Source organism: Amycolatopsis orientalis DSM 43388 (assembly GCF_000411975.1).
Lineage (GTDB): Bacteria > Actinomycetota > Actinomycetes > Mycobacteriales > Pseudonocardiaceae > Amycolatopsis > Amycolatopsis orientalis_D.
Genome location: NZ_ASXG01000027.1, coordinates 1 through 4,957, shown reverse-complemented (window position 1 = coordinate 4,957; position 4,957 = coordinate 1). Strand labels below are relative to the sequence as shown.

The following is a 4,957-nucleotide window of genomic DNA, read 5'->3' as shown; positions in this document are numbered from 1 at the left end:
CCACCGCAGCAGCGGCCTGAGAAACAGTCAGCTCCGGTGTCAACCGAAGCCTGGGCAGACCCCCGAGCCAACGCGGCACATGCACGGCGGAACCCGTTCCCAACCGGACTCCAGACCGAACCCACGCCGCACACGCACGGCGCGATGCACGCTCCAAACAGGCGCGCCCCAGACCGAACCAGCGCTGCAGACACGGCAAAGCTTGCTCCAAACGGGTGCCCCAGACCGACGCTGTACCTGCTCGCCAGTGCACGGCGCGAACGAGGCCGAAACTGCACCACCGGCGTACTTGCTCGGCCAGTTCCCTGAGGTCACCGCCGAGAGTCGCTGAGTCCACCGCTGGCCTGGGCAGCGCCGCAGGGTAGGACGGGTGCTTCGCCACCGCGAGCAGGCCTGCACCCAAAACGGTTGCCTCTTCGCGATTACTAGCACCCGAGACCCTCCCGCTAGCTAAGCACGCGCCGAGCCGGGGCGGCCCGTTTCGCGGATCCGCCTCTGCGGATGCCGGTCCCGCACGGGTGGCTCGCTGAGCGGAACAAGCGGCCTAACCTCTGCGCTGACCGCAGCGGGACTAGCGCTCGACCTGTGGAGTACCAGCTCCGGATGCGGTGAGCATCCATACTTGGCAGCAACCACCGCCCGAAGCTCGTCTCACGCTGGACAAAGCCGAACCTCCGCCGTCACCGGGTCGACGTTCCCGCTGGCTGAGCGACCGCCCTGGATACACCGGGTGGGTATACTGAGCAGTGGACCGGAATGCCGAGGAAAAGGGACGACGTGCGATGACCGGCTACGGCAATGAACGAGAGGCCTACCTCAAGCGCCTTCGCCGGATCGAGGGGCAGATCCGCGGCCTGCAGCGCATGGTCGAGGAGGACAAGTACTGCATCGACATTCTGACCCAGGTGTCCGCGGCGACGAAGGCGTTGCAGTCGTTCTCCCTGGAGCTGCTCGACGAGCACCTGGCGACCTGCGTCGTCCAAGCGGCGGCTGCGGGCGGGGAGGAAGCTGATCTGAAGGTGCGCGAGGCCTCCGACGCGATCGCCCGGTTGGTGCGTTCCTGAGGCGATTCCTCGTCGGGTTAGCGCGGGTGGAGCGGAGCAGAGATCCCGGGCGGGGCCGTCATCCGGTTGCCCGCGGAGATCGTTTCTGCGGCAGTCCAGGAGCCAGCGGGATCGTCGCAACGACCAGCACCAAACCCACGGCAAAACGGGCCAGCGGCGGGAACCCCGCTGCTGGCCCGTCTCCGGGTAAATCATGCTGCCCGGAACCGCCGCAACCGCAGGCTGTTCGAGACGACGAACACTGACGAGAACGCCATCGCCGCGCCGGCGATCATTGGGTTGAGCAGGCCGAACGCCGCCAGCGGCAGTGCCGCGACGTTGTAGGCGAACGCCCAGAACAGGTTCCCCTTGATCGTGCCCAGCGTGCGCCGGGCCAGGCGGATCGCGTCTACTGCTGCGCGCAGGTCTCCTCGGACCAGGGTCAGGTCGCCGGCTTCGATCGCGGCGTCCGTTCCGGTGCCCATCGCCAGGCCGAGGTCAGCTTGGGCGAGGGCGGCCGCGTCGTTGACTCCGTCGCCGACCATAGCCACCACGCGGCCTTCGCCTTGCAGGCGCTTCACCACGGCCACCTTTTCCTCCGGCAGCACCTCGGCCACTACCTCGGTGATGCCCGCGGCGTCCGCGATCGCCCGCGCTGCACCCGCGTTGTCGCCGGTCAGCAGTACCGGCTGCAGGCCCATTGCGCGGAGTTCGGCGACGGCTTGGGCTGACGTCGGCTTGATCGTGTCCGCGACCACCAGCACACCCCGTGCCACGCCGTCCCATGCGACGAAAACTGCCGTCGCGCCGCGTTCTTCTGCGGCGGCTTTGGCCTCGGTGAGCTGGTCGTCGATCTTGACGCTCCAGTCAGCCAGGAAGGCTGCACGACCGGCGAGAACTGCGGCACCATCCACGAGACCGGAGACTCCGAGGCCCTCGGTGTTCCGGAACTCTGTCGCGGACGGGAGGTCACCGACTCGCTCCCGGGCACCGTCTGCGATCGCCTTCGCGATCGGGTGCTCGGAAGCGTGCTCGACCGCTCCCGCGTAGCGCAGCAGTTCGCGCTCCGTGACGCCTTCCCCGACGTGGACGTCCACCAGGCTCATTCGCCCGGTCGTGACAGTCCCGGTCTTGTCGAGCACGACGGTGTCGACCCGGCGAGTGGACTCGAGCACCTCCGGCCCCTTGATGAGAATCCCCAGCTGCGCACCGCGACCGGTGCCGACCAGCAGGGCGGTCGGGGTCGCGAGCCCGAGCGCGCACGGGCAGGCGATGATCAGCACCGCTACCGCCGCGGTGAACGCCTCGGTGACGTTTCCGCTGGTCAGCAGCCAGGTGATGAGCGTGCCCACCGCCAGCACGAGCACGATCGGCACGAACACCGCCGAGACGCGGTCGGCCAGGCGCTGCACCGCGGCCTTGCCGTTCTGCGCTTCCTCGACGAGCCGGGCCATCTGCGCGAGCTGCGTGTCCGCGCCGACCCGGGTCGCGCGTACCGTGATCCGGCCGCCGACGTTCACCGTCGCGCCCGTCACACCGTCACCCACCGCGACCTCGACGGGCACGGATTCCCCGGTAATCATGCTGACGTCGACTGCCGAGCCACCGTCGGTAACCACGCCGTCCGTAGCGATCTTCTCGCCTGGCCGCACCACGAACGTGTCCCCGACGCGGAGCTGGTCGACCGGGATTCGCTGCTCACGACCGTCGCGCAGGACTGTCACGTCCTTCGCGCCGAGCTCGAGCAGGGCTCGCAGCGCAGCACCGGAACGCCGCTTCGACCTCGCCTCGAAATAGCGGCCGGCGAGGATGAACGTGGTGACGCCGGCCGCGACCTCGAGGTAGATGTTGTCCGTTCCCGAGCCCCCGGACACGCTGAACTCGAAGCCGTGCCGCAAGCCCGGCATGCCCGCCATGCCGAAGAACAGCGCGTACAGCGACCACAGCGTGGCAGCCGAGACGCCGAGCGAGATCAGCGTGTCCATCGTCGCCGCACCGTGCCGGAGGTTGGTCCAGGCGGCGCGGTGGAACGGCCACGCTCCCCAGACCACGACCGGCGCGGCGAGCGTGAGCGACAGCCACTGCCAGTTCGTGAACTGCAGTGCGGGGACCATCGCCAGCACGATCACCGGCACGGTGAGGATCGCCGAGTACAGGAGCCGGTCGCGCAGCGGGCGAGTCTCGTCCTGCTCGGGTTCCTCCGGCTTCTCCGGTTCCGGCGCTTGCGCGGTGTAGCCAGTCGCTTCGACGACGCCCACCAGGTCATCGACCGAAACGGTGGAGGGGTATTCGACGTGCGCCTTCTCCGTCGCGTAGTTGACGCTCGCGGTGACGCCTTCGACCTTGTTGAGCTTCCGTTCGACCCGAGCAGCGCACGACGCGCAGGTCATCCCGCCAATGGCGAGTTCGACTGACTGCACGGGGGCTGGTGTCGTGGTGCTCATGTCACTCCTTTTTACGCGACGACCTGGTAGCCGGCCTCCGCGACGGCAGCCTCGACGGCCTCGCGCGAGATCGGCTCTGCACTGGTGACCTTCACCGCGCCGCTGGCGAGGTCGACGTCGACTGCCTGCACGCCGGCGAGGCCGCCTACCTCCTCTTTCACCGAGCTGACGCAGTGCCCGCACGTCATGCCTTCGACGGTGTAAGTCGCTTCAGTCATCGCCACACTCCCTATCGTGCTCTCTGCCGATGCTTCCTTTATACCCCTAGGGGGTAGCGGCATGCCAGGGGACCCTCTCGTGAACCCGGTTACCCGCCGGGAGAGACTGCACGGATGCGGAAGATCTACGCGATCGGGATCGGAGCCGGTGATCCGGAACACCTGACAGTGCAGGCAGTCGACCGGCTCAATCGCGTCGACGTGTTCTTCGTGCTCGACAAGGGCAGCGCGAAGGCCGACCTGGTGCAGCTGCGCCAGGAGATACTGGAGCGGTTCGTGAGCCGGCCGGGGTACCGCGTGGTGAGCGCGAAGGACCCGGACCGCGACCGCACGCCGTCCGATTACCGCACCGCGGTCGCGGACTGGCACCAGCTCCGCACCGACGTCTACGAGCGGCTGATCCGCGACGAGCTGGCCGACAGCGAGACCGGTGCGTTCCTCGTCTGGGGTGACCCGGCCCTCTACGACAGCACCATCGCGTTGATCGAGGCGGTGCTGGCCCGCGGGAACGTGGAGTTCGACTACGAAGTCGTGCCGGGGATCAGCAGCATCTCCGCACTGGTGGCTCGGCATCGTACGACGATGAATCAGATCGGCCGCGCGGTGCAGCTCACGACGGGTCGCCGGTTGGCCGCGGGCTGGCCGAGCGACGCCGACGACGTCTTCGTGCTGCTCGACGCGCACACCACCTTCGACCGGTACACCGGCCAGGGGTTGTGGATCTATTGGGGCGCGTACGTCGGCACTCCGGACGAGATTCTGTTGTCCGGGCCGCTGGATGACGCGCTGGCGGCCAAGATCCGGGAGACGCGGACCGCGGCCCGGGAGCGGCACGGCTGGATCATGGACACATACCTGCTGCGCCGGCCGGAGTGAGGGGGCGGCGGGCCGCTTGTGTGGTTCGCCGTCTTTAGGCATGAAAAAAGCGGGACTCCGGGAAAACCTCTTCAGGTTCTCGACCGGAGCCCCGCTCCTTTTACGTTGAGTTCGGCGGTGTCCTACTCTCCCACAACCCTTCGGTTGCAGTACCATCGGCGCAGTCAGGCTTAGCTTCCGGGTTCGGAATGGGACCGGGCGTTTCCCTGACGCTAAAACCACCGAAACACTCCGAAACAACACACACCCGCCACCTCAACGGTGACAGCCGGTGTGGTGTTTCAGAACCGTAGAGCGGATGCGCAACATCTTTGTGGGCAAGTCCTCGGCCTATTAGTACCAGTCAACTCGACAACACATTACTGTGCTTCCATTT

Annotated in this window: 4 protein-coding genes and 1 rRNA gene; 2 read left to right on the top strand and 3 right to left on the bottom strand. The window is 67.4% G+C overall.

Annotated features, from left to right (window positions below; all coding sequences use genetic code 11):
- The first annotated feature begins 782 nt into the window (after positions 1–782).
- Positions 783–1,064, top strand: coding sequence for a metal-sensitive transcriptional regulator (locus tag L942_RS04615; RefSeq protein ID WP_037355320.1), 282 nt, complete (start codon positions 783–785; stop codon positions 1,062–1,064).
- A 191-nt stretch (positions 1,065–1,255) separates the two neighbouring features.
- Here L942_RS04615 and L942_RS04610 read toward each other — a convergent pair whose 3' ends face one another.
- Together L942_RS04610 and L942_RS04605 are read right to left on the bottom strand one after the other, a co-directional pair.
- Positions 1,256–3,487 (bottom strand): heavy metal translocating P-type ATPase, encoded by a 2,232-nt coding sequence (locus L942_RS04610; protein ID WP_037355317.1) that lies wholly within the window; start codon positions 3,485–3,487, stop codon positions 1,256–1,258.
- Positions 3,488–3,498: 11 nt separating this feature from the next.
- Positions 3,499–3,705, bottom strand: a complete 207-nt coding sequence (locus L942_RS04605; protein ID WP_037355315.1) for a heavy-metal-associated domain-containing protein — start codon at positions 3,703–3,705, stop codon at positions 3,499–3,501.
- A 114-nt stretch (positions 3,706–3,819) separates the two neighbouring features.
- Here L942_RS04605 and cobF point away from each other — a divergent pair, with 114 nt between their 5' ends.
- Positions 3,820–4,581 carry a precorrin-6A synthase (deacetylating) gene (gene cobF / locus L942_RS04600; protein WP_037355312.1) on the top strand — a complete coding sequence of 254 codons (762 nt, stop codon included), beginning with the start codon at positions 3,820–3,822 and terminating at the stop codon, positions 4,579–4,581.
- Between the two features lie 109 nt (positions 4,582–4,690).
- Here cobF and rrf read toward each other — a convergent pair.
- Positions 4,691–4,807 (bottom strand): 5S ribosomal RNA (gene rrf, locus L942_RS04595).
- Between the last annotated feature and the right edge of the window lie 150 nt (positions 4,808–4,957).